General features: G+C 50.1%; 21 protein-coding genes and 1 tRNA gene. 11 read left to right on the top strand and 11 right to left on the bottom strand.

All coding sequences use genetic code 11. The annotated features are described in order from the left end of the window. Positions 1–37: 37 nt before the first annotated feature. From fusA to rpsL, 3 genes are all read right to left on the bottom strand, one after another. A complete protein-coding gene (gene fusA, locus ACDC99_RS11525; RefSeq protein ID WP_022315722.1) occupies positions 38–2,155 on the bottom strand; it encodes an elongation factor G in 2,118 nt (705 codons plus the stop codon). A gap of 25 nt (positions 2,156–2,180) precedes the next feature. Continuing rightward, positions 2,181–2,657, bottom strand: a complete 477-nt coding sequence (gene rpsG / locus ACDC99_RS11520; protein ID WP_022315721.1) for a 30S ribosomal protein S7 — start codon at positions 2,655–2,657, stop codon at positions 2,181–2,183. 137 nt (positions 2,658–2,794) lie between these two features. Beyond that, positions 2,795–3,172, bottom strand: coding sequence for a 30S ribosomal protein S12 (rpsL, locus tag ACDC99_RS11515; protein WP_022315720.1), 378 nt, complete (start codon positions 3,170–3,172; stop codon positions 2,795–2,797). A 548-nt stretch (positions 3,173–3,720) separates the two neighbouring features. Between rpsL and ACDC99_RS11510 the strand changes: the two genes are divergently transcribed. Both ACDC99_RS11510 and ACDC99_RS11505 read left to right on the top strand, forming a co-directional pair. Continuing rightward, positions 3,721–4,371 (top strand): YiiX/YebB-like N1pC/P60 family cysteine hydrolase, encoded by a 651-nt coding sequence (locus ACDC99_RS11510; protein ID WP_288767787.1) that lies wholly within the window; start codon positions 3,721–3,723, stop codon positions 4,369–4,371. Positions 4,372–4,536: 165 nt separating this feature from the next. Further along, complete coding sequence (locus tag ACDC99_RS11505; protein ID WP_197065801.1) at positions 4,537–4,938, top strand: DUF4878 domain-containing protein; 402 nt, start codon at positions 4,537–4,539, stop codon at positions 4,936–4,938. 140 nt (positions 4,939–5,078) lie between these two features. On the opposite strand, the gene ACDC99_RS11500 is transcribed toward ACDC99_RS11505, so the two are convergent. The 5 genes from ACDC99_RS11500 to metG form a co-directional block, all read right to left on the bottom strand. Next, on the bottom strand, positions 5,079–5,396 hold the full coding sequence (locus ACDC99_RS11500; RefSeq protein WP_022315717.1) for a DUF3467 domain-containing protein: 318 nt from the start codon (positions 5,394–5,396) through the stop codon (positions 5,079–5,081). 96 nt (positions 5,397–5,492) lie between these two features. Further along, positions 5,493–5,564, bottom strand: a tRNA-Arg gene (locus ACDC99_RS11495). Between the two features lie 93 nt (positions 5,565–5,657). Next, the gene (locus tag ACDC99_RS11490; RefSeq protein WP_042519097.1) at positions 5,658–5,912 is read right to left on the bottom strand and encodes a TIGR03905 family TSCPD domain-containing protein; all 255 of its coding nucleotides are present in this window, start codon (positions 5,910–5,912) and stop codon (positions 5,658–5,660) included. Positions 5,913–5,931: 19 nt separating this feature from the next. Continuing rightward, entirely contained in the window at positions 5,932–6,945 is a 1,014-nt protein-coding gene (ribD, locus tag ACDC99_RS11485; RefSeq protein WP_370756779.1) for a bifunctional diaminohydroxyphosphoribosylaminopyrimidine deaminase/5-amino-6-(5-phosphoribosylamino)uracil reductase RibD, read from the bottom strand. 375 nt (positions 6,946–7,320) lie between these two features. Then, a complete protein-coding gene (gene metG, locus ACDC99_RS11480; protein ID WP_022315713.1) occupies positions 7,321–9,387 on the bottom strand; it encodes a methionine--tRNA ligase in 2,067 nt (688 codons plus the stop codon). Between the two features lie 156 nt (positions 9,388–9,543). Between metG and prmC the strand changes: the two genes are divergently transcribed. The 3 genes from prmC to ACDC99_RS11465 all read left to right on the top strand — a co-directional run bounded on the left by prmC (position 9,544) and on the right by ACDC99_RS11465 (position 12,669). Continuing rightward, the gene (gene prmC / locus ACDC99_RS11475) at positions 9,544–10,377 is read left to right on the top strand and encodes a peptide chain release factor N(5)-glutamine methyltransferase (RefSeq protein ID WP_022315712.1); all 834 of its coding nucleotides are present in this window, start codon (positions 9,544–9,546) and stop codon (positions 10,375–10,377) included. After that, positions 10,374–10,877, top strand: a complete 504-nt coding sequence (locus ACDC99_RS11470; protein WP_302961695.1) for a regulatory protein RecX — start codon at positions 10,374–10,376, stop codon at positions 10,875–10,877. Before prmC ends, ACDC99_RS11470 begins: the two co-directional genes overlap by 4 nt. Positions 10,878–11,643: 766 nt before the next feature. Next, positions 11,644–12,669 carry an IS110 family RNA-guided transposase gene (locus tag ACDC99_RS11465; RefSeq protein ID WP_042517114.1) on the top strand — a complete coding sequence of 342 codons (1,026 nt, stop codon included), beginning with the start codon at positions 11,644–11,646 and terminating at the stop codon, positions 12,667–12,669. Positions 12,670–13,868: 1,199 nt separating this feature from the next. Here ACDC99_RS11465 and ACDC99_RS11460 read toward each other — a convergent pair. Next, entirely contained in the window at positions 13,869–14,885 is a 1,017-nt protein-coding gene (locus tag ACDC99_RS11460) for a YqiA/YcfP family alpha/beta fold hydrolase (protein ID WP_042519103.1), read from the bottom strand. 363 nt (positions 14,886–15,248) lie between these two features. Between ACDC99_RS11460 and ACDC99_RS11455 the strand changes: the two genes are divergently transcribed. The 4 genes from ACDC99_RS11455 (at position 15,249) to ACDC99_RS11440 (ending at position 20,729) form a co-directional block, all read left to right on the top strand. Next, positions 15,249–17,225, top strand: coding sequence for an AAA domain-containing protein (locus ACDC99_RS11455; protein ID WP_370756778.1), 1,977 nt, complete (start codon positions 15,249–15,251; stop codon positions 17,223–17,225). Positions 17,226–17,932: 707 nt separating this feature from the next. Continuing rightward, the gene (locus tag ACDC99_RS11450; RefSeq protein WP_022316725.1) at positions 17,933–18,166 is read left to right on the top strand and encodes a DUF4248 domain-containing protein; all 234 of its coding nucleotides are present in this window, start codon (positions 17,933–17,935) and stop codon (positions 18,164–18,166) included. Between the two features lie 120 nt (positions 18,167–18,286). Next, on the top strand, positions 18,287–19,924 hold the full coding sequence (locus tag ACDC99_RS11445) for an RluA family pseudouridine synthase (RefSeq protein ID WP_302750927.1): 1,638 nt from the start codon (positions 18,287–18,289) through the stop codon (positions 19,922–19,924). A 250-nt stretch (positions 19,925–20,174) separates the two neighbouring features. Then, entirely contained in the window at positions 20,175–20,729 is a 555-nt protein-coding gene (locus tag ACDC99_RS11440) for an NADH peroxidase (RefSeq protein ID WP_042519110.1), read from the top strand. A 505-nt stretch (positions 20,730–21,234) separates the two neighbouring features. On the opposite strand, the gene ACDC99_RS11435 is transcribed toward ACDC99_RS11440, so the two are convergent. Together ACDC99_RS11435 and ACDC99_RS11430 are read right to left on the bottom strand one after the other, a co-directional pair. Next, the gene (locus ACDC99_RS11435) at positions 21,235–21,759 is read right to left on the bottom strand and encodes a hypothetical protein (RefSeq protein WP_022316722.1); all 525 of its coding nucleotides are present in this window, start codon (positions 21,757–21,759) and stop codon (positions 21,235–21,237) included. A gap of 11 nt (positions 21,760–21,770) precedes the next feature. Further along, positions 21,771–22,349 carry a hepatitis A virus cellular receptor 1 gene (locus ACDC99_RS11430; protein ID WP_370756777.1) on the bottom strand — a complete coding sequence of 193 codons (579 nt, stop codon included), beginning with the start codon at positions 22,347–22,349 and terminating at the stop codon, positions 21,771–21,773. Positions 22,350–22,648: 299 nt separating this feature from the next. Here ACDC99_RS11430 and ACDC99_RS11425 point away from each other — a divergent pair, with 299 nt between their 5' ends. Then, a complete protein-coding gene (locus ACDC99_RS11425) occupies positions 22,649–23,017 on the top strand; it encodes a DMT family protein (RefSeq protein WP_022316720.1) in 369 nt (122 codons plus the stop codon). A gap of 73 nt (positions 23,018–23,090) precedes the next feature. Continuing rightward, positions 23,091–23,819: a tRNA 2-thiocytidine biosynthesis TtcA family protein gene (locus ACDC99_RS11420; RefSeq protein WP_289065396.1), complete on the top strand. Its 729-nt coding sequence runs from the start codon at positions 23,091–23,093 to the stop codon at positions 23,817–23,819. Positions 23,820–23,911: the final 92 nt, after the last annotated feature.

Here is a 23,911-nt window from a genome sequence, read left to right as displayed (position 1 = left end):
ACGCTAAATGGCGTCCTCTCTCTCTAATATGTGTTTTTTACAGGAGGTCTGTACGACCCTTAACTTCCTCGAGCACTGCCTTGGCGATAGTGTTAGAGAGAGCTGCATGATGGTCATACTCCATAGAGCTTGTAGCACGACCTGAAGTGATTGTACGGAGAGCTGTTACATAACCGAACATCTCTGCCAGCGGAACCATAGCGCGAACGATACGGGCACCAGAACGAGTCTCGTCCATTCCCTCTACCTGTCCACGGCGCTTGTTCAAGTCACCGATCACGTCACCCATGTTCTCCTCTGGAGTAACAACCTCGAGTTTCATGATAGGCTCCATAAGAACTGGACCTGCCTTAGCGCAAGCGTTCTTGTAAGCCTGGAGAGCAGCGATTTCGAATGAAAGCTGGTCGGAGTCAACCGGGTGGAATGAACCATCCACGAGAACTACCTTCAAGCTGTCCATAGGATAGCCACCGAGAACACCGTTCTTCATTGCGTTCTCAAATCCCTTCTGTACTGATGGGATGAACTCCTTAGGAATGTTACCACCCTTAACCTCGTTGATGAACTGGAGTCCGCCCTCCTTGTAGTCCTCGTCGATAGGACCAACGTTTACGATGATGTCAGCGAACTTACCACGACCACCAGACTGCTTCTTGTAAACCTCACGGAGGTTAACGGTCTTGGTGATAGCCTCCTTGTAGTTAACCTGAGGCTTACCCTGGTTACATTCAACCTTGAACTCTCTCTTCAGACGGTCGAGGATGATGTCGAGGTGAAGCTCACCCATACCAGAGATAACAGTCTGACCGCTCTGCTCGTCAGTGTGTACTGTGAAGGTTGGGTCCTCCTCAGCGAGCTTGGCGAGACCGATACCGAGCTTGTCAACGTCAGCCTGGCTCTTTGGCTCAACAGCGATACCGATCACTGGATCAGGGAATGTCATTGACTCGAGTACGATTGGGTGCTCCTCGTCGCAGAGAGTATCACCAGTACGGATATCCTTGAAACCTACACCTGCACCGATGTCACCAGCGTCGATAATCTCCATAGGAATCTGCTTAGCAGAGTTCATCTGGAACAGACGGCTAACGCGCTCCTTCTTGCGTGAGCGAGTGTTGTATACATAAGAACCAGCAACCACCTTACCAGAGTATACGCGGAAGAACACGAGACGACCAACGTATGGGTCGGTAGCGATCTTGAACGCAAGAGCTGATGTAGGCTCATCCTCAGATGGCTTACGGTCTTCCTCTGCACCTGTATCAGGGTTAGTACCCACGATGTTCGGTGTATCGAGTGGTGATGGCAAGAATGCGCAAACATAGTCAAGAAGAGTCTGAACACCCTTGTTCTTGAATGAAGAACCACAGAGAACCGGTGTGCACTCCATTGCGAGAGTACCCTTGCGGAGAGCAGCCATGAGTTCCTCTTCTGTTATAGAATCAGGATCCTCGAAGTACTTCTCCATGAGAGCCTCGTCGAATTCGGCAGCAGACTCAACCAGCTTGCCTCTCCATTCCTCAGCCTCGTCCTTGAGGTCAGCAGGAATTTCGTCTACCTCATACTCAGCACCCATTGTCTCATCGTGCCAGAAGATAGCCTTCATCTTGATAAGGTCGATCAAGCCCTTGAAAGTCTCCTCGCTACCGATAGGCACTACGAGAGAAACAGGGTTGGCACCCAGCACTTCCTTCATCTGACGGAGTACGTCGAAGTAGTCAGCACCTGAGCGGTCCATCTTGTTCACGTAACCCAGACGAGGTACATTATACTTGTCAGCCTGACGCCATACGGTCTCAGACTGTGGCTGAACACCACCTACTGCACAGTATGTAGCAACAGCGCCATCGAGTACACGGAGTGAACGCTCCACCTCAGCGGTGAAGTCAACGTGTCCCGGAGTATCGATCAAGTTGATCTTGTATGACTTGCCTGCATAGTTCCAGTTACAGGTAGTAGCAGCAGAGGTAATGGTGATACCACGCTCCTGCTCCTGTGCCATCCAGTCCATTGTAGCGGCACCGTCATGCACCTCACCAATCTTATGAGTCTTACCTGTATAGAACAGGATACGCTCAGAAGTTGTTGTCTTACCGGCATCGATGTGAGCCATAATACCGATATTGCGGGTCAAATGTAAATCTTGCTTTGCCATGATTCTTTTTTACCTTATCAAAAAATTAAAATCTGAAGTGAGCGAACGCACGGTTAGCCTCAGCCATACGGTGCATGTCCTCCTTACGCTTGAAGGCACCACCCTGGTTGTTGAAAGCATCCATGATCTCTGCAGCCAGCTTGTCAGCCATTGACTTTCCGCCGCGTTTGCGAGCGAAAGCGATCATGTTCTTCATAGAGATGCTCTCCTTGCGGTCTGGGCGAATCTCTGTAGGCACCTGGAAGGTAGCACCACCGATACGACGGCTCTTAACCTCCACCTGTGGAGTGATATTGTCGAGAGCAGTCTTCCAAATCTCAAGGGCAGACTTCTCCTCATTTGACATCTTCTCCTTTACGGTATCCAATGCTTTGTAGAAAATTTCGTATGAGGTGTTTTTCTTTCCGTCATACATCAAGTGGTTCACGAACTTAGAGACCTTCTGGTCGTTGAAAACTGGATCCGGAAGGATCACGCGTTTCTTTGGTTTTGCTTTTCTCATTTCTTGTTTTGAAAATAAATTCTGCTTGGGGCTGTCAATGTTCTTCAGTGCTCTCTCTTGAGCCGCTTACTCAACCTGTTATAACAATTCTCCAGCAAAACGATTAAAATGTTAGATTTTAAACCTCTCGGTTATGATTACTTCTGCTTTGGACGCTTAGCACCATACTTAGAGCGACGCTGTGTACGGTTAGCTACACCTGCGGTATCAAGAGTACCACGAACGATGTGATAACGCACACCAGGAAGGTCCTTAACACGACCACCGCGAACAAGCACGATTGAGTGCTCCTGCAAGTTGTGTCCCTCTCCTGGAATGTAAGAGTTCACCTCTTTCTGGTTTGTCAAACGAACACGGGCAACCTTTCTCATTGCCGAATTAGGCTTCTTAGGGGTTGTGGTGTAGACACGGACGCAGACTCCACGACGCTGAGGACATGAGTCCAAAGCTGGAGACTTGCTCTTGTCAACAAGCACCCTTCTGCCTTTTCTTACCAATTGCTGAATTGTAGGCATTGTTTTTAATTTTTAATTTTATATTTATTATTTTGTTATTATCAAGATATTACAATACGGTCTCAGCCATAAGACCAATTTGGGTTGCAAAGGTAGGAACTTTTTTTTATATTACCTAATAAATGGAGTCTTACAACTTTTCTTACACTCATAATTTTACACGATATATACTTTATTAACGTTTTGTAACGCAAAACAAGAACAAAACCATGACTTAAGACACGCAATATAACAAGCTGAATAAGAAGAAATTAAAAAACATCTACGTCCTGCCGACAGATACACGTCACACATATACACCTTAGCCGCCATCAAAGGCGAAACGGAAAAGGCACAGACAAAAGCTGATAGTCAGAACGTCTCAAGAAAAAGTTCAGACTATATTGCATTTTCAGCGACCACCGATGATATGGCTTCAAAAAAAATAGGTACAACACCCAGGCAAACACTTCAGAAAGTTATTTTTCGCTCCTATATATATAATAAGGTGTAAAAATTTTGTTTATTTCCGACTATTGCGTATATTTGCAGAAACCAACAGCAAGCTGATGAGGAAAGCACTTCTATCAATACCCAAGAAATTCGGGCTACTGACATTTGTAATTGTCTGTATCCTGACAGCATGCAGCAAGAAAGACGAGAAGGCTCACTGCATCATGCCTGCCGGCACCACTCTTGAAGAGGGCGACATAGTGCTGCGCAAAGGAACAGGACTCACTAGCCGCGCCGTGAGAATAGCCGACGGCGGGTCAGACTTCTCCCACTGCGGCATCATCGTTGACTCATGCGGCAGGAAGATGGTGGTACATGCCGTACCCGACGAACCGGACTTCGAGGGCGACGTTGACAGGGTAAAGATGGAGCGGCCTGAGGATTTCTTCTCCACCATCAGGGCATCAAAAGGATGCGTGCTGAGATACCGAGACAGGGAAACGGCAGAGAAGAGCGCCCGCCTTGCCTACGGGATATACAAACGGGGCACGCTCTTCGACGACGACTACAACGACAGCGACACCACGAAGATGTATTGCAGCCAGCTCGTGGCACATGTATACCAGAAATGCGGCATCGACATCACCAACGGCATACGCCACGACGCAATACTGCCGGGAGTGAAATTCAGCCACGTCATCTACCCCTCCGACTTTCTCAGATGCCGCAGGCTGAAGAGAATCGTCACATTCCAGGACACACAATGACGGCACCGGCAAAAGGAACAAACGATGACGACATCCACAAAAGAGCGAGTGACGACATTCTCAAAAGAGAACAAGTTACAACAGCATCAAAGGAACGAACGATGACAACACTATTTATTTAAATAACATTATTAACTAAACCCAACTACAATTATGAAAAAGCTAATGACAATTTTAGGTGTCCTTATCCTGACACTCGTGATGACATCATGCAACAGCAACACTCCTACCAAGGTTGCCGAAAAGTCAATTGCCTGCATCCAGAAGGGCGACTACGAGGGATATGTGGACCTCATCTATCAGAAGAAGGAAGAGGGCAAGGACAAGAAGGAGATTGAGGACGAGAAGCAGATGCTCGTAGCCATGATGAAGGACAAGGCAACGAAGAAATTTGAGAAGCAGGACGGCATCAAGTCATACGAAGCTCTGAGCGAGGAGATCTCAGAGGACGGCAAGACTGCCATAGTAAAGATGAAGATAGTGATGGGCGACGGCTCCGAGACCACCGACGACATCAAGCTCCGCAAGGATGAGGACGGCAACTGGAAGTTGGATATCGGCAAATAACCGCCAGCCTTGCTGACAAACAAACAAAAAGACGGATGCGCATCGAGTATCATCTCTACTGCGCATCCGTCATTATTTTTTCCGCGATGCCATCCATCCGCCATCAACGGGGATTGGCGCATCCGTAATTAGCCTATAGATCAAGCCTCGCCCTTGTTTACGTTGAATGGAGCGATGGTCTTGCCTTCCTGACCAGGAAGCTGTATCTTGCCGAACTCGTGCTCATACTTAGCCACGTTCTCCTGAAGAGCCATGAGCAGACGCTTGGCGTGCTCCGGAGCGAGAATCACACGGCTGTTGATGACTGCCTTTGGAAGACCTGGCAATACGCGGGCGAAGTCTGCGATGAATTCTGAACGAGAGTGGGTGATGAGTGCGAAGTTTGCATATTCACCCTGAGCAACATTCTGAGGAAGTTCGAGCTGGAACTGTCCCTCCTGCTTTTCTTTATTTTCCATAAATTTAAAATTTAAGTCTCTGATATTGTTTTAAAATAAGGCAATAATGGTTGGCCGCAATGTTTACGCCATCCGTCTTGTCTGTAATCACTGATGTGGTCTCACCGAGAATCGAACTCGGATCTAATCTTTAGGAGAGACTTGTTCTATCCATTGAACTATGAGACCCCTATGCACCTCTGCGCACATCGGTTTTTTGTAACGATTGCAAAGGTAACATTTTTTTTTGTTTATCTCGCATTTTACGGATAAAAAATGGCATCAACCTTTCAACATCTCACTGAGGGCGTTGGCGAGCTGGTCCGGACAACTTGTGTTCTTGAAACCGCAAGTCACACCACGCAGCTTCTCCACCACCTTTTCCGCCGGCATTCCCTCCACGAGTTTTCCGATGCCTTTCAGGTTTCCGTTGCAGCCACCAGTAAACGACACGTTGTTGATGGTATTGTCGTCGTTGAGCTCGATGTGTATTGCCTGACTGCAGGTGCCCTGAGTCATATAATCATAAATCTTCATAATGTTTTCGTTGTTTATATTACATAATATTATTGTCTGAACCCACGGTCTCCCCATATCGGCAGACCAAACCGATGCGGTGGTATGTGTCGATTACATTCTGTCCATACACCTCTCTGCCTGTGAATCGGAGTTCTTCTCCGGCCAGCATCGGAGCCGCCGTACCGCCGTCCACCACTACCGGTGCCGTCTCCACCCTTATCTCGTCAAACAGTCCGGCACGCAGGAAGCCCTTCAGCGTCTCCGCTCCACCTTCCACCATCAGCGACTGCACTCCTTGTCCATGCAGCCAACCGGCTATCTGTCCGGGCACGGTGTCGCCGTTGTCAAAGCAGAGACCATCGAAACACGGATGCTCCCTGTCTATCACGATGCGCTTAGGGTCATTGCCAGCCCATAGGCGCACATTGAGTTTCGGCTTGTCTCTCTCCGCCGTCACTCGTCCGACGAGTATTGCGTCGTATTCGCTCCTCAGCTTATGCACGAGCATCTGCGTGTATGGAGTAGACATGCGCAGCGGTTTATTACAGTCGTCGAGGAAACCGTTTGCCGTCTGACACCATTTCAGCAATATATACGGACGTTTGAGTCTATGGAATGCGAAGAAGCGCTTGTTCAGTTCGTTGCATTCCTCCTCAAGCACTCCCACAGTGACTTCGATGCCAGCCTCACGCAGTTTTCTGATTCCGTTGCCATGCACTTTGGCAAAGGGGTCAACACAGCCCACTACCGCCCTCTTCACCCCCTTCCGGATGATGAGGTCGGCACATGGCGGTGTCTTGCCGTAGTGAGAACAGGGTTCGAGGCTGACATATATCGTAGCCTCTTTCAGCAGATGTTCGTCTGCCGCCTTCACCGAAGCGAAGGCGTTCACCTCGGCATGGCCTTCTCCGCAGCACACGTGGTATCCCTCACCGATAATCCTGCCGCCGCTCACTATCACGGCACCCACCATAGGGTTTGGCTTGGCGTTCTGCATCCCGTTCTTTGCCAGTTGCAGACAGCGCATCATATATCTTTCATCTGTGGTCATAATCCTGAGAGTTTTATCCCCAAACGGCAATATGACCGATTGGGAGGAGTAATCAAAAGACGGGCGTTTGTTCCTTTCCGCCAAACGCCCGTCCTTATTAGTCATTCAATAGAGGTCTAATCAATAAAACATAGCAGAGAGTCCCGCTTTTCCGTAGCGATCGTCATCATCGTTATAGATGTTGTCGAGTTCAAACTCTTCCTCATTGTAGCACTTAGGTGTACGCTTCATAGTTATTCCTCCTATTGCCGCCTGTCTCATCCGGCGGCGGTTAATTCCACATCGGCGCTGAGACATCACCGTTATATCGGTTGATGAGGAAAACCTGTCCTGCCCCATTATAAGGAAAGGTACAGGTCACCCCTGCATTCATGCTTATCCCACCTGGCTGCCCGGCTTCACCTCGCGGTCAATGCGTGTCACGCTAAGGCTGCCGTCGAAGTTCTCTGCGCTGAGAATCATTCCCTGGCTCTCGATACCCATCAGTTTGCGTGGGGCGAAGTTTGCGATGAAACAAACCTGCTTGCCTACGAGTTCTTCCGGATTATAGAACTTGGCTATTCCGCTGACGATGGTGCGGTCGGTGCCCGAACCGTCGTCGATGGTGAACTTGAGGAGCTTGTTTGCCTTCTTCACCTTCTCACAGGTCTTTATCGTTCCCACACGGATGTCGAGCTTTTCGAAATCCTCGAAGCTCACCGTAGGTTTGATTTCCTTTGCCTTGTATTCAGCAGCCTCGTTCTGCTTCTTTATCTCAGCCAGTTTGTCGAGCTGATGCTGTATCGTCTCGTCCTCTATCTTCTCGAAGAGCAGTTCCGGTTCGTTGAGCTGATGACCAGCCTTAAGCAGGTCGGTAGCACCGAGCTGGTTCCAGTCGCAGCCATCGATGTTTATCATCTTGCGGAGCTTGGCGCTGCTGAACGGCAAGAACGGTTCGAACGCAATGGCGAGGTTTGCCACGAGCTGCAGCGAGATATACAGGATTGTCTCCACACGCTTCGGATCGGTCTTCCACACCTTCCACGGTTCGCAATCGGCGATATACTTGTTTCCTATACGCGCCAGATTCATTGCCTCCTTCTGTGCATCACGGAACTTGAACACGTTGAGCAGGTCTTCCACCTTCTTCTTCACGTCCTTGAATTCCTCAAGCGTCTGCTTGTCGTAGTCTGTCAGTTCTCCACACTCCGGCACCACGCCGTTCCAGTATTTCTTGGTGAGCTGCAGCGCACGGTTCACGAAGTTTCCATATATACCCACGAGTTCGCTGTTGTTGCGCTCCTGGAAGTCCTTCCAGGTGAAGTTGTTGTCCTTTGTCTCAGGAGCGTTCGCCGTGAGCACATATCTCAGCACATCCTGCTTTCCCGGGAAGTCCACGAGATATTCATGCAGCCAGATAGCCCAGTTGCGGGAAGTGGAAATCTTGTCGTTCTCCAGATTGAGGAACTCGTTTGCCGGCACGTTGTCCGGCAGTATATAATCTCCGTGAGCCTTGAGCATCGTCGGGAACACGATGCAGTGGAACACGATATTGTCTTTACCGATGAAGTGTACGAGTCTCGATGTAGGGTCCTGCCACCATTTCTGCCATGTTCCCCAAGTCTCGGGATTGGCGTCGCAGAGTTCCTTAGTGTTCGAGATATATCCGATAGGGGCATCAAACCACACATAGAGCACCTTGCCGTCAGCTCCCTCCACCGGCACCGGGATACCCCAGTCCAGGTCGCGGGTCATTGCACGTGGCTGCAGATCCATGTCGAGCCATGACTTGCACTGTCCGTACACGTTCGGTCGCCATTCCTTGTGTCCCTCCAATATCCACTTCTTCAGCCAGTCCTGCCATTTGCCGAGCGGCAGATACCAGTTCTTGGTAGGCTTCTTCACCAGGCCGTGGCCAGGGTTGTTCTTGTTGGTTGGGTTGATAAGCTCGTCTGGCGAGAGGGTGGCTCCACATTTCTCACACTGGTCGCCATAGGCTCCCTCTGCTCCGCATCTTGGACAGGTGCCCACGATGTTGCGGTCGGTGAGGAACTCTCCTGTCACCTCGTCGCAGAACTGGTTTTCGGTCTTCTCCTCCAGCTCTCCCTTGTCGTAGAGTGTGCGGAAGAAGTCTGATGCGAACTTATGATGTATAGCCGATGTCGTGCGGCTGTAGATGTCGAACGAAATGCCGAAGTCTTCAAACGACTTCTTGATGAGCGAGTGGTAGCGGTCTACCACCTCCTGAGTAGTGATGCCTTCCTTGCGTGCACGGATAGTGACAGGCACTCCATGCTCGTCGCTACCGCCAATGAACATCACTTCCTGTTTCTTCAGTCTCAGATAGCGCACATAGATGTCTGCCGGCACATACACTCCGGCGAGGTGGCCGATATGCACTCCGCCATTGGCGTATGGCAGGGCGGCGGTCACGGTAGTGCGCTTAAAATTCTTCTCTTCCATATATATAATAATGTATTATCTTATATTTATATAATGTGTATCACAAGTTTTCAACTGCAAAGTTAGTGTTTTTTTCGAATTTCACGTTAAATATCGGCGATTAAGTTTGTAGGTCAATGCGTTAAACGATAATTTTGCAATTCTAACACTTATGAGATGAGATACAATGACTTGTGGCGAGAACTCGCCGCCATATATGGCGAGAACGAGGCGAAGGCTGTATGCCGCACCGTTCTCGACGACCTTTTCGGCATGTCGCTCACGGATATCGTGTGTGGCGGTGTGGAGAGTCTGTCTTCTGCCGACACACAGGTGCTCTCCTGCGCCATGACAAGGCTGAAGGAGGGAGAACCCGTGCAGTATGTCACCGGCAAGGCACCGTTTGCCGGCCGCATCTTCGGTGTGGCGCCTGGTGTGCTCATCCCACGTCCCGAGACGGAGCAGCTCTGCGACATCGTTGCCGGCCTCACCGCCGCCCTGCCCCACCCTGCCATCCTCGACATCGGCACGGGCAGCGGTTGCATAGCCTGCACTTTGGCATTGGACGATGAGAGTCGGGAGGTGTCGGCATGGGATATCTCCGACAAGGCTCTCGGCATAGCCCGGGATAATGCGGAAAGGCTCGGAGCAAGGGTGAATTTTGTGAAACAGGATGCCCTGAACGCTCCCCACGACACCGACAGGTGGGACGCCATAGTGAGCAACCCTCCGTATATCTGCGGCAGGGAGAGGAGCGGCATGCACTCCAACGTGTTGGACCACGAGCCTCATCTGGCGCTTTTCGTCCCCGACGACGACCCGCTGCTCTTCTATCGTGCCATCGCCGGCTACGGATGTCATGCGCTGCGCCCTGGGGGATGGCTTTGCTTCGAGATCAACGCCCTCTATGCCAACGAGATGGAGACAATGCTCGGCGATATGGGATATCGGGACATCAAGACGATAAAGGACATCTACGGCAAGAACAGGAACACTATATGCAGAAAATGATGAAGGGGAAGAAGGAAATTACGGAAAAGGAGGCCCTCAACAAGCTCGCCGCACTGTGTTCACGTGCGGAACACTGCTCGTTTGAGATGCGGCGCAAGATGACGCTATGGGGACTGGCTGAGGATGCCCAGGACCGTGTGGTGGATGCTCTTACGGAGGGCAGGTATATCGACGACGAGCGTTATGCCCGAGCTTTTGCCAACGACAAGGTGAGATACGACAAATGGGGGCGCCACAAGGTGGACCAGGCTCTCTATATGAAGCATATCAGCGAGGATATCCGCCGACGGGTTATCGACGAGATTGAGGAAACGAGTTTCACCGACTCGCTGCGCCCTCTGCTGAAGGCAAAGATGAAGAGCGTGAAGGCGAAGAGCGACTACGAACTGAGTTGCAAGCTTATCCGCTATGCCCTCGGCAGAGGTTACGACATGGAAGAAATACGCAACTGCTTGGGAGAATTATACAGGGAGGAAGAAGTGGCTGAGGATGATTTTTAGAGTGAAACCATAAAAAAACTCAGCCGGTTTCTCACGAATACGGCTGAGCTCGATGTGAGCAATTGCTCAACATACCAACATTATTCAATCAACATTTATTCATCTAATTATAAGAAACATTTATTCTATTCATTTAATTCTGCCATGAAGGATTGAAGCGAACTTAATCTCGACCATATTGTTTGTCGAAAAAACGTTGTCTTAAAACCATACCAAATATTTGTCTATCATTCCATACATCCAAATGCCTGTTCATCCTCACAGAATGAACGCTATCACATAAGCAGCATTGTCTTGTTTGCAAATTAAGGAAAAATATTTCATATTGGCAAATATTTTACTGTTTTTATTACGCTTTTAAACAAAATGACATATTATAGTGAGAATTAGTATCTATAAATGTCGTAGCTTTTAGATTCGTTAACCCAAATCAAAATCCAAGCAGGCAGTTATTAGAATTATATATTAAACGGCCTAATGACCTCTAAGTTTGCAGAAGATTGCGACGAAGTCGCATAAACTCCAAAATAATCAAGGTAAAACTATGATTGCTAAAGACAGTTTCGTACCTTTGTTGTAAAAAGGTAGAATCGGTCTGTCGAAGAGGTAAACCAGCTAATGACCCAGCCGTAAAGCTATAAATCGTTTAGGTCCTCATCGACATAGTTGCAAAGACCAGATAGAAAGTTATCGGCTCTGAGCCTTGTTAGAGTGTTAGTCCATACAACTATTGACCAATTCTACACAATATAACTCGTACAAAGTTATGAAGAATTTATTTATCGGAGTTGATTTTTCGAAAGAAAAAGTTGATGTGGCTATCCTTTTTGCAGACGGACTGGCAGAAACCGCTGCTAGAGTGTTCAACGAGTTCAAGACAACCGTGTCTGGCTATAGGCAGTTGGTCAAGTGGGTTGAGCAGAATTCCTGCGGTATCGACTCGTCCTTGTGGCTCTTCTGTGGCGAGAACACGGGCGACTACAGCAAGGGACTGTGCAACTTCCTCTACGGTAAAGGCTACGACATGTGGCTTGAGAACGCAAAGAGCATCAAAGACGCATCTGGTCTTAGACGATTGAAGTCTGACCGTGCTGACGCCTCGATGATTGCAGAATACGCCATGAGGAATTACGATAAAGCCGTTATGTACGAGCCTCTTAGCGAGTCGCTTACACAACTGCGTGAGCTGTTCCTATACCGTCAGATGATCGTAAGACACAGATGCAGTTTCCAGGTGCGTAGAGGCGAAAAGCGACTCACTATGGAGAAGTCGCCAGTCAAGACAATGATTTCGCAGAGCGGACGGCACATCGTCTCTGAACTCAATAAGGAGATAGAGAAGATAGATAAGCGCATTGCCGATCTCATCAAGTCGGACGAGGAACTCACCGAGGTGTTCACCATCGTGACCTCGGTGCCTGGCATAGGAACGCAGAACGCTGTGTGCCTGATGGTGTACACCGACAACTTCCGGCGTTTCAACTACGACTCACGCAAGATTGCCTGCTATTACGGCCTAGCTCCATTTGGCAAAGATTCGGGAACCAGTGTGCATTCCGATCCGCATGTACATTATATGGCTAACCGCCAGATAAAGGCCATGCTGACGCAAGCGGCACTAGCTGCCGTCAACTTCAATCCCATTATGGCGAGGTACTACATGCGCCTCGTAGAACGAGGAAAGAAGAAGCAGGTTGCACTGAACAATGTCAAGAACAAACTTGTACATTTGGTCACAGCCATGGTCAGAAATCGCCAAACATTCACCCCTGAATATAAAATCTCAGCATAAATTGAAAATAATGGTCAAAACATTTGGATATTAACATAGAAAGCGATTTGTGGTTAACGATAATCAAGCGCAAAATATACACATAAGAATGTTTTTTCCGCGAAAAAGTATCATAGTATCATTTTACGGTCTCGCAGAACGGCTAAAATCCTGCAAGCCAACGAGTAACGCCAATGATACTTTTCCGAACTCTTTACAGAAAAGTATCATTGATGTATCATCGAAATATCATACAGCTTTATTTATTTTAACCCCAATCGGTCATTAGGGCCATCCTGACCTACCTAAAGGGAAGGGACAAGTTACTCTGCATATTGCCATCAGCCCCCACCTATCCTCCCCCGTAGGGGAGGGACTGGTTACTCTTGACTGCCTGTTTACCAGTGGGTTATCCATAATTTTGCAACTTGACCACCAATGGTCATCAGTATTCGGAGTAACCTGCATCACCAGTCTATGGCTGAAACGGAGTAACCTGCATCACCAGTTTATGGCAGAAACGGAATAAACTGCATCACCAGTCTATGGCTGAAACGGAGTAAACTGCACCACCTGTCTATGACAGAAACGGAGTAAACTGCATCACCAGTCTATGACAGAAACGGAGTAAACTGCATCTCCCCTTCGGGGGAGAACGAGAGGGGGCTGAAGTCAGAGGCAGAGTAATCTGTTACCTCCCTTTGGGAAGGTTAGTTTGTAACCAAGAGCGTATGGGTTACAGATAAAACACCCTAAACCCATTTGTCATTCCGTGATGTCGCTGTATCCCCAGCCTATGGTTGATGGACAGCAGTCTATGATCCTGTCAGAGAGTACAAAATCTGCCCAACTGGGGCAACGTGCTTGCCCATGTTGGGTAACGTGCTTGCCCCACTTGGGCACGCTGCTTGCCCCACTTGGGCAGAAAATGCGCCAGGCGGCTGCCCAATAAGTTAATGTTGTAACATCCACATTCAGGTTTTCTGGATTCTGCCAACACATGCAATTCCTGCCATCTGATACTTCCTCTCATCTGCAAACCATCCAGACAATCGAAAACAATCATCAGGTCGCTAACCATTTGTATATCAAAGCATTACAGCAAAAACCTGACAATCTGACAATTTTGATCGTTTTTTTGGTCACAAACCTCTATCAGGCAATAATGGAGACTTTGACGTATCAAAGATTACCATCAATACAGACGTTCTCCATGAGAACTATTGTCCGCCGAGACGGCTGAAGAACTCTATTATCTCGTCCCACGTCTTGAACGTGTCGGAACCGAGGGCTATCGTAGTGCCCATGAATCCGGAGCGCTCACATTCCGCCACGGGAGCGATGAGATAGTCGCCATAGAGCAGATTCTCCTGGTTGGTGAAGGTGAGGCGCTGCCATGCCGGCACATTCACCGTGTCGTTGACCCAACGGCGCACCTCGGCAACATACTCCTCGTCGTAGCTTGGCGACGGGGCTACGACATACATCGCATAGTGGTTGAGCAGAGTCTGGAAACCCTTCATCGCACTTCCCCTCTGGCTGCCCCTGGCATCACGCAGCGCATCGATGCTCACGTAAATGATAGGACGCTCACGACCCTCCTGACGGTCGTCGATCCAGCGCACCACGGGAATGACGGCATGGATGAGCGACTTGTCTATGAGGCGGTGCTCGCCGTGGAAACTTATCGCCTGGCGGTAGTGGGCGGCGAACACGCCATAGGTCTCTGCAGCCACCGTGGTGTCGGCATCGCCGAAGAGTCCGTAGACCCTATCCTGCTCCTCGTCGGTGACTGCCGCGAAGCACTGCCGCGTCACCTCCTTGTATTCCTCCACCATACTCTTGGTGACGATGAACTCCTGCACACCGTCCTGCCTTGGGTTCTGGAAGGTCTGCTTGCCCAGCATCCCGTGTTTCGTCATCGTATCTCCCATCAGGAAAGCCGGATTCACCAGTATGCGGTCGTAGCCATACAGCATCTCGGTATACATTCCTCCCATCGACGTGCCGATGATGAGGTCGGGCTTCTGTTCCTCGCATTTCTGCCTCAAGAGGTCCATCGCCTCCTGCGGATGCACCGGCAGGTCATACGCCACTACGTCTGCCGACGGCAGCATCTCACGGATGCGCGCCACCGTGCCCGACTGTGCCGACGACATGAATCCGTGGACATACATTATCTTCTTGCCCTTCATTATCGAGGGATACTGCAATACGTATTTGTTTTCCTTTTCCATCTTTTCCCTTGTTTTATATTCGGGTTCCGCATGCTTCCGGCATACATGCCGATGAGCTGCTGGAACGGTTTCTCCGATATGTGCAACGTGGACTACTGCCCACGGCTTTTTCATCAGGCAAAGGTAGCATAATCCATGCTCAATACAAAACGAAAGACAAATTAATGCACAACGGAAAATGAATTATCCCGAATCGGAGACCAGCCCGTTGGGGGATTATCACCAGATGCCATCATATCCACAGCAGACATGAGGCAGCCACAAAAATCTGCAATCGGGTTGTCGTTATCAGGATAATTCATTACCTTTGTTCTTACACTCCGTCAGGCAATGCCCCATTCCTGACAATGAAAAGACAACAAGATGGAGAACGACAAGACAATACAAAGCCCCATAATGAGTCTGCTGCGCCAGAAAGCGCTGCTGCAGACCGAATACGACGAGGAGAAGGAGAACTTCAAACGGCAGATGCAGGCCATGGGACTCCCGCGACGCATCCGCAGAGGCGACGCATGGCATCCCGTGAGGATCGGCAGGAGCTATTACAACTCGCTCAACCAGCTGGCTATCGAGGTGTATCGCACTGCCGACGACGACATAGAACACAATTTCGAATTCGGAAAACCCGTGTGCTTCTTCCATACCGACGAGGCGACGGGCAGCGAGGCGACAGCAGACAAGCTGCCCACCGGCAAGACACAGGCAAAAGGCACGGCAAAGGCTTTCGACCTGATTGCCACAGGAACCGTGAGCTATGCCGACACCGACCGCATGGTGGTGGTGATTCCCGACAAGACAGGACTCGCCGTGACGCTGCAGAACACGGAGAATGTGGGTGTGCAGCTATTCTTCGACGAGACCAGCTACAAGCTGATGTTTGAAGCCCTCGACCGCGTGATACGCGCCAAAGGCAACCGGCTGGCATACCTGCGCGACCTGTTCTATTCAAAGCAGAAAGCGCAGACATTCTCGTTCGACGCGATAAAATTCCCATGGCTCAACACGGCACAGGAACTCGCCGTGAACAATGTGTTGAGGGCAAAGGACGTGGCGGTGGTACACGGTCCGCCGGGAACAGGAAAGACCACCACGCTCGTAGAGGCGATATACGAAACGCTGAAGCGGGAGAGCCAGGTGCTGGTGTGCGCACAGAGCAACATGGCAGTAGACTGGATATCCGAAAAGCTCGTAGACCGCGGAGTGGCGGTGTTACGCATCGGAAACCCCACACGAGTGAACGACAAGATGCTCTCCTTCACCTACGAGCGGCGCTTCGAGTCGCATCCCGACTATCCCGAACTATGGAGCATCCGCAAGGCGATACGCCAGCTGCGGCAGAACCGCAAACGAGGGGCTGCCGACAACTGGCACCAGAAGGTGGAACGCCTGAAGAGCCGCGCCACAGAGATAGAATGCCGAATCAACGCCCAGCTTTTCGGCGAGGCGCGTGTGATAGCCTCAACTCTCGTAGGCAGCGCCAACCACGTGTTGTCTGGACAGAAATACACCACACTATTCATCGACGAGGCAGCACAGGCACTTGAGGCTGCATGCTGGATTGCCATGAAGAGGGCGTCGAGAGTGGTGCTCGCCGGCGACCATTGTCAGCTGCCGCCAACAGTGAAGAGCTTCGAGGCGATGCGTGGCGGACTCGCCAAGACGCTGATGGAGCGCATCGTGGAAAAGAAGCCCGAGGTGGTGACGCTGCTGAAAATGCAATACCGCATGAACGAAAGGATAATGCGCTTTTCGAGCGACTGGTTTTATGGCGGAATGGTGGAACCGGCTCCTGAGGTGAGACACCGGGGAATACTGGACTACGACGAGCCGATGGTATGGATAGACACCTCCGGCATAGAGGCTTACGAGCAGTTTGTGGGTGAGAGTTTCGGAAGGATAAACAAGCGCGAGGCGCGTCTCACCCTCGACACCCTGCAGACTTATTTCGAGAAGATCGGCAAGGAGCGCATCCTCGAAGAGAGTATCGACGTGGGCATCATCTCGCCATACAGGGCACAGGTGCAGTATCTCAGACAGCTGATAAAGCAGAGCGACTTCTTCCGTCCCTACCGCAAGCTCATCGCGGTGAACACGGTGGACGGATTCCAGGGACAGGAGCGCGACATCGTATTCATATCTCTCGTGCGCTCCAACCAGGAGGGGCAGATAGGTTTCCTCTCCGACCTGCGGCGCATGAACGTGGCGATAACGCGTGCCAGAATGAAACTCGTAATCATGGGCAATGCCGAGACTCTCGGTCACACGGCGTTCTACAAGAAGCTCTATGCTTATGTCACAGGCGAAGAGGATGCCGGAGAAGAGGATGCCGACAGAGTATGAATCAAGAAAAATGGAGCGGGATGACGAACATCCTGCTCCATTTCATACTTGTATTCGTGTTGTGTGCATCCTTACTTACTGTCTTTTTCCCTTTTATATTCAGTTCTAACTTTATGACCTATAAAAAATTCATTCATTTTCCTATTCCTATATTCTTCGTTCCTTTTTATCGAATCGCATTTGCGTTGTCTCTTTTGTTGTATCTTATCTGTTTTTGATGTCTGTGCTGTCATTATCCTTGTTTGTCAAGGGTCAGACAGTGTTCCGCTCCCGGAACATAGCGAATGATATTTGTGTCATGTTGTATTAACTGATGCAAAAGTAATACATTTTGAAGAAACAAACGAATAAAACTAATAAAATGTTTGCTTTTGTAACGAAAACGATTGCAAAAAGACAACCCAACAAATTGTCTCACCTTATTATATAACCCCCAATCGTCCATCAGGTCGTCTTAATGACAAATCAGGGATAATCAAGATGACGGGCAGACAAGGGAACATGAAAATATTTTTTCAGAATCCCATTGCGCTTTGCGGAATAATTGCTAACTTTGCATTATCACATATATACACAGTGGAACAACGAAACTCTTATCAGTGGCAGCGGTCCCTGATTTATATTTATATCAATATCGTTTCCCCTGCCGGCAGTGGTCGGAACACGACGGGAGAAGCATTTTTAATCCACTAAAAATAATTTTTATCATGAAAAACAACGAAGCAATGAATTTCAAGGTTCGCGCCTACGGGCGCACAGAATTGGCGCAGATGTATTGTCCCAACCTGCAACCAGAGTCGGCATTCCGCAAACTATGCCGGTGGATAAGTCTGGAACCGGAACTGTCAAGACGTCTGCTGAAAAACGGCAAGATGCCGCCCGTACGGTCGTTCACACCGGCGGAGGTGAAACTCATCGTGGAGCGTCTCGGTGAACCATGACAGGCGGCACCGGCAGACATTGGTGTCCTCATTCCGCTTTTCTGCATTATTTTCCATCGGCATGATTATTTTCCACCCGTCACGTCGCTGATGTTGGCGGATAATCAGTAACTTTGCCGTATGAACGAGATTTTCCACCCTTTGCACACCGATATAGAGCGCCCCGAGCGCTTCACCTATCCCTTCAACTACACGCCACACCCGCTATGTCTGCTGGCTGCCGGCGAACTGCAACGCTACATTGGCAGCAACGGACAGTGGAGAGACGAAGTGGAGAAGGGAAAGATGTTCGGTGTGCTTGTGGTGACAGACGCCACAGGAGACCTCGGATTCCTTGCCGCATACTCCGGACTGCTGGCAGGCAGGAACGACCTGCCATATTTCGTGCCGTCGGTATATGACAGTCAGCAGCCCGACGGATATTTCAAGACCCACGAGCGCGAGATTTCATCCATCAACCATGAGATAGCACGCATCAAGGAATCTGCGGAATATACCGCTCTGAAAGACAGGACTGCCAAACTGCAGACTGCCGCCGACAACGAGATACAGGCTTTCCGACAGTATATGGCGGAGGCAAAGGAGAGACGCGCAGCCCTGAGAGCATCCGGCCAGTCCCTCTCTGCCCAGCAGCAGGAGCAGATGGTCAGAGAGAGCCAATATCAGAAAGCGGAACTGCGCCGCATCAAGAAGAGATGGGATGGGACGCTCGCCGAACCACGCCGCCAGAAGGCAGAACTCGACAACCGCATCGCCACACTGCGACAGGAACGCAAGGAGAAATCTGACCGTCTGCAGCAATGGCTCTTCGGCCAATATTCCATGCTCAACGCCCGTGGCGAACGCTGCGACCTGACATCAATCTTCGCCGCCACGCCACAGAGGGTGCCGCCATCGGGAGCCGGCGACTGCTGCGCTCCAAAGCTCCTGCAGTATGCCTATCTTCATGGTCTGCATCCTGTGTGCATGGCGGAATTCTGGTGGGGGAAGTCGCCTAAGACCGAGATTCGCCACCACCTGCACTACTACCCTGCCTGCCGCAGCAAATGCAAACCTATCCTCACACACATGCTGCAGGGCCTCAATGTGGACGCCGACCCGCACGACAGCGCCGCAGGGAGCTGCGAAGATCTGCATATAGTTTATGAAGACGAGAGTCTGATAGTGGTTGACAAGCCTGCCGGCATTCTCTCCGTGCCGGGCAACGTGGCACGTGAGTCTGTTGTTGACATCCTGAGGCGGGAGCGTGGCGGCAGCCAGTTTCTGATGCCTGCCCACAGACTCGACATGGCGACCAGCGGACTCCTCGTAGTGGCGAAGTCTGACACCGTGTTGCGCAATCTGCACGAACAGTTCGCATCACGCACGGTGGAGAAACGCTACAGGGCAATACTCGACGGCATCCCCCACGCTCCACGCCAAGGCACAATCCGTCTGCCGCTTGCCGCCGATCCGACAGACCGTCCGCGACAGGTGGTGGACCAGGAGCACGGCAAACCTGCCGAAACCCGCTATGAGATAATCTCCACCGCCGACGGCAAGACGGAGATCCTGCTGTATCCTCTCACCGGAAGGACACATCAACTGCGAGTGCACTGCGCCCATGCCGACGGACTCGCCACGCCGATACTTGGCGACACCCTATACGGCCACCCCACAAGCGGCAGGATGTATCTGCATGCCGAATATGTGTCATTCCATCATCCGCTGACGGGCAAGAGAATGGAACTGGAATCCCGTGGCGGACTCCACCTCTGACTGATGCCGGACAAGAGACATTTTCCTGAGCCAAGGACTTGTCAGAATACAGACGGACTACAAAGGGCAGATTGGGGTTAAATCAATATAATTAATGCCAAAATAGAAAAATTCAATCAAGAAAAAGCGTACAGCATATTGAAATAATTCCTACCTTTGCCAATGAAGAAAAGCACTGAACTATAATAGCGATTATCAAAGGATACGCTTTCAGAAAAGAAAATAAGTAACATATAAAAACAAAGACATTATGAAGAAGAAATTTATTTGCACCGTTTGCGGTTACGTTTATGAGGGTGACGCTGCTCCAGAGCAGTGCCCGGTATGCAAGGCTCCAGCATCTAAGTTCAAAGAGCTGGTAGAGGGTGAAGAAGATACTTTCGCTACAGTACACGAATTGCGCGCTGCCCGCAAGGAGGGCGCCAACGAGGAAATGATAAAGGACCTCGAGACTCACTTCAACGGTGAGTGCGGTGAGGTGGGTATGTATCTCGCAATGAGCCGCCAGGCCGACCGTGAGGGCTATCCAGAGATTGCCGAGGCTTTCAAGCGCTACGCTTTCGAGGAGGCAGAGCACGCTTCTAAATTCGCTGAGCTCCTTGGCGACGTGCTGAAAGACACCAAGAGCAACCTTGAGGCTCGCATCGCTGCTGAGCGTGGAGCATGTGAGGACAAGTTCCGCATCGCCCGCAACGCCAAGGCTGCCGGTATGGACGCTACTCACGACACCGTTCACGAAATGGCTAAGGACGAGGCCCGCCACTGCGCAGGCTTCATGGGCCTCTACAAGAGATATTTCAAATAACCACTGCTGACATAGCCCTTAAGTCCATATCCGGACTTAAGGGGTAGTCTACTGATGGGGTGTGCGGCACAGAATTATTTCTGTGCAGCATACCTCATTTTTGTTTCTATGCGTAAGAAGCACCGTTTGTCTTTTTATTCATTTATTTCATAAAATTAATATGTAGGTATCAGCGGCGGACTGATGTCGCATGTCGGCACTATCTGGGAGGTTGGCGCAGAGGCTCCAGGCACACTGTCTGACAGATATCCTGGTTTGCCAACAGCTGTCAGAGACAGACAAACATCCTCGTCAGCTTGACTACAACCAACAATAAAGAGGACTGCGTGATTGGAAAATCATTTCCGCCACGCAGTCCTCGTTGTTTATCCCAAATCTTTCTTCCGGGATTGCCTGGAGCCTGATGCCCGGTTTGGCATGAGGCTACAAGCCGTAATGAAAAAATAACATATATGCTTTATGTCCGTTTGGCGTAAGCTGTATGCAGCAGGTCCGGCAGACACCGTTATTCGTCTACCTCCTGGAAGTGCATTCCGTTGCCGTATTTGCTGTTCAGCTCCTTCTCCAGGGCATCCTTGTCGAACACGCTCTGTATCGGTCCGCTCTGTGTCAGGTCCACTCCCTCGAACATGAATCCATTGCCGTCAGCCCATTCGATGTTTGCCTTTGTCGGAGTCTTCTTTATCTTCGGAAACACGAGGGTAATGAATCTCTTGCCTTCGATTTCCATTTCCTGTCCGGCCTTCAGTCCGTTGATGAATTTCAGCTTGTATTCCTTGCCGTTGGAGTCGGTCATGACGATGTTCTTTGTGTCTTCAAAATTCACCTTCGCCACATTGTATACCAGCTTCACCATCGTTATCGTGCTGCCGTAGGTTATCGAAGCTATCTTGCAGTATTGGGTGTTGCAGTTGTCCACATAGGGATAGGTGATATTTGGCATCGTGTTCTTGCTGTTCACTCCGGCATGTGCTGTGATTGCCATAAGCAGCATCGCCACCATCATCGTGAAGATCTTTACCTGTTTCATGTTTGTATCATTTATTTGTTCGTATCATCATTTCTGGTTATTCCCCTCACTGGAGCCTCAACAACAGACTTCGAGCGAGCCGGAGAGTAGTTGTAACCGTAGTAATAGTCATCCCAGTAATATCCGTCCCAGTCGTAGTCGCCCCAGTCTGGCTCCGATGTCTTTCTGAGCTCAAAGTATACGGGCTTGTTCTGTCCGTCGTTTATCCATCCCGTGAAGCGATAGCTGCCCATGCTGTAGTTGTAGATATAATATGTGCGGCCCTCATTCTGAGAGTATATCTGTATCTCCTGGTTGCCCGTCACCCTCCACTGTATGCGGCTTGAATAGTAGTCCCATGGGGCATTGCTGTAGTAGTCAATCCAGTAACCCGTTCCGCTGGCATACTGATATGGGTTCTTGTCGAACGCCAACACCGAATAGCTCGACTGATACACTCTGCCGTTGTATTGGCTCTGCATATACATGTTTCCCTCCCATGTGCCCCAGAGGTTATACGCCACATCTTCATTCTCGTCGGTGCAGCCCGTTGTCAACGTGGCTGTCAGTACCATCATTATAATGGTGATTATGGAATAAAACTTTTTCATGATACAATGTCTTTATGTCGTTAATATCTCCGGCGCCGAAGCCCCGCTGTTTATTATCACGTTGCAAATTTACTATTTATGGCAGAACAGCGCAAGGATAAAAACCATAATATTTGTTAGGGAATCCCCTAAAAAGGTGTAGGCATTCCCGTTGAGATCTTGTCAAACCAAGGTTTTTCTTTTTATCCACCTATACCTGTTGCCACATATTTCGTCAGCAACATCACGAAAACATTGCCACATTCTTGTTTTTGAGCAAATTTTCATAACTTTGCCGATTTAAAAGGATAAATCAAAATATGAACGGATTATACACTGTATTGCTCCTCTTGGCTAGCAATATTTTCATGACACTGGCATGGTATGGACACCTGAAACTGCAGCAGACGGGAACATCGAGCAACTGGCCCCTGATTGGCGTTATCGCTTTCTCGTGGCTCATCGCCTTCTTTGAATATTGCTGCCAGGTGCCGGCAAACAGGATCGGATTCGTGGAGAACGGCGGACCTTTCACCCTCGTGCAGCTCAAGGTAATACAGGAGTGTGTGAGCCTCTTGGTGTTCACCGTGATGATAAACATGATGTTCGGCAACCAGGGGCTGCACTGGAACCACTACCTCGCCTTCTTCTTCCTCGTGGCGGCGGTGTATCTGGTGTTTCTGAAATAAGGAGAGACGGATGCCCGGCGACGGCTGGCGGCACAGGAAATCATAAACAACGACATAGACAAGAGAAAAGAACATGAAACCTACCGAAGAACAGAAGCTCGAAGCCAAGCTCATGCGCCGCTACCGCAAGGCGCTGAAGGAGTTTGAACTCATAGAAGACGGCGACCGCGTGCTCATCGGACTCTCCGGCGGCAAGGACTCACTATTTCTGGTAGAGATGCTAGGCAGACAGCAGGCGATAAACCGTCCGAAGATTGAGGTGCACGCCATACATATCAGGATGCAGAACATCAGATATGAGAGCGACACAAGATATCTGGAAGACTTCTGCCAGCGTTTCGGCGTGAAGCTCCACCTCGTGACCACAAGCTTCGACATGACCACCGACAACCGCAAGTCGCCATGCTTCCTCTGTTCTTGGAACAGGCGCAAGCAGCTGTTCCTGAAAGCTCAGGAACTGGGATGCAACAAGATTGCGCTGGGCCACCATCAGGACGACATACTGCATACGGCACTGATGAACCAGATGTTTCAGGGTCATTTCTCCACTATGCCGGCACGCCTCACGATGCGCAAGATGCCCATCACCATCATCCGTCCGCTATGCATGGAAGAAGAGGCTGACATCCGCCGCTATGCGGAGACGAACGGATATGAAAAACAGAAGAAGCTGTGTCCCTATGAGACCGACTCCCACCGCTCCACCGTGGCACACCTGTTCGAGGAGATGGAGCGCATAGCGCCGGAGGCTCGTTTTTCGATGTGGAACGCCCTGAAGGCTGAGGGAAAGCTCGTGGAATGACAAAAGCGAAGATGCTTGTCCATTCCCGTCGGTTGGCCGCCGGTTACCGACCTGTGCAGAACAACTATATAGAAGAATAACATCATATACAG

Source organism: Prevotella pectinovora (genome assembly GCF_041323955.1).
Classification (GTDB): Bacteria; Bacteroidota; Bacteroidia; order Bacteroidales; family Bacteroidaceae; genus Prevotella; species Prevotella pectinovora.
The sequence above is the reverse complement of the archived record's forward strand: the minus strand, read 5'-3'. Positions and strand labels throughout refer to the sequence as shown.